This is a genomic window from Flavobacterium sp. (genome assembly GCF_003525665.1).
In the GTDB taxonomy this organism is placed as follows: Bacteria; Bacteroidota; Bacteroidia; order Flavobacteriales; family Flavobacteriaceae; genus Flavobacterium.
The window spans coordinates 13,401-14,113 of the sequence record NZ_DQDX01000007.1; the positions used below are offsets into that span (position 1 = coordinate 13,401).

General features: G+C 39.7%; 1 protein-coding gene. It reads right to left on the reverse strand.

Annotated elements, in window-relative coordinates; translation table 11 throughout:
- Positions 1 to 28: 28 nt before the first annotated feature.
- The coding region (locus DIU01_RS00575) for an ACP S-malonyltransferase (RefSeq protein WP_290831323.1) at positions 29 to 713 on the reverse strand (685 nt) is incomplete at its 5' end.

The following is a 713-nucleotide window of genomic DNA, read 5'->3' on the forward strand; positions in this document are numbered from 1 at the left end:
ATCTGCAACCTGAAATCTGCAAACTAAATTACGCCGAATGCGTCGCCGCTTCTTTATCTATTTTATTTACCAATCCAACCAATACTTTTCCTGGTCCAACTTCTGTAAATAAAGTCGCTCCATCTTTTATCATTTGTTGTACCGATTGTGTCCATTTTACTGGAGCTGTCAATTGGATAATTAGATTTTTCTTAATCTCGTTTGCGTCAGAAACCGCGCTTGCAGTTACATTTTGATACACAGGGCAAATTGGAGTTGAAAAAGTCGTGGCTTCAATTGCTGCTGCCAATTCTTCTCTTGCTGGTTCCATCATTGGTGAGTGAAATGCGCCACCAACAGGAAGTAATAATGCTCTTTTCGCTCCAGCTTCTTTCATGGCTACGCATGCTTCTTCTACAGCTTTAAATTCTCCAGAAATCACCAATTGTCCCGGACAGTTATAATTTGCAGCGACAACAATTCCGTCAATAGAAGCGCAAACTTCTTCAACTTTTTCATCGGCTAAACCTAAAACTGCAGCCATTGTTGATGGTGCAATTTCACACGCTTTTTGCATTGCGATTGCTCTTTGTGAAACCAATTTTAATCCGTCTTCAAAGGATAAAGCACCATTTGCTACAAGCGCAGAAAATTCGCCTAATGAATGTCCGGCAACCATTTCTGGTTTGAAATCTTCCAATGTTTTAGCTAAAATAACCGAGTGTAAAAAAACA